This is a genomic window from Streptococcus sp. GMD4S (assembly GCF_000296955.1).
Genome location: NZ_AJRE01000423.1, coordinates 1 through 530 on the forward strand (window position 1 = coordinate 1; position 530 = coordinate 530).

A 530-nucleotide genomic window follows, 5' to 3' on the forward strand; every position below is an offset into this window, starting at 1 on the left:
AGGCTTGTTCCCTCAGAAATTCCTAGACGACTCAGTTCAGCTTGTTCAGCAAGAGTCTTTGTTTGTCCTATATTGGTCTGGGCTTGTTTGAAACCATTGACCATCAAGTCTGTCTCAAAAGCTCCAACTTGAGGAGCCACAGCTATGATAATCAAGCTAATCAAGGTAAGAATGCCAGCACCAGTAGCACTAATTGGTTTAATATGGGGCAATCGACTAATCTTCCGTATTAAAGGATTGGATTTACCGGCAATCAATGGCTCAATAATATAGAAGGATAGGATAGCAAAGAAATAAGAAAAGATAATTGTCAGAATAACAGCAGGCAGATTACTCATCAACTGAGAAAAGATAATATAAAAAGGCCAGTGGAAGAGATAAACCGCGTAGCTGGTATCCGCTAAAAATGTAATGATCCGAGGTTCTTGTATCTCAGGCGTTTTCTCATGCAAGACACGCGCAGCAAAAATCATGGTCACTGCCGCTAAACTTGCTAGCAAGAAGCCAAATAAGTACGCAAACAGGTAGGT

1 protein-coding gene is annotated in these 530 nt (G+C 40.9%); it reads right to left on the reverse strand.

The window, feature by feature from the left end; genetic code table 11:
* A partial coding sequence (locus GMD4S_RS13620; RefSeq protein ID WP_000320028.1) for an acyltransferase family protein occupies window positions 1-530 on the reverse strand: 530 nt, incomplete at both ends.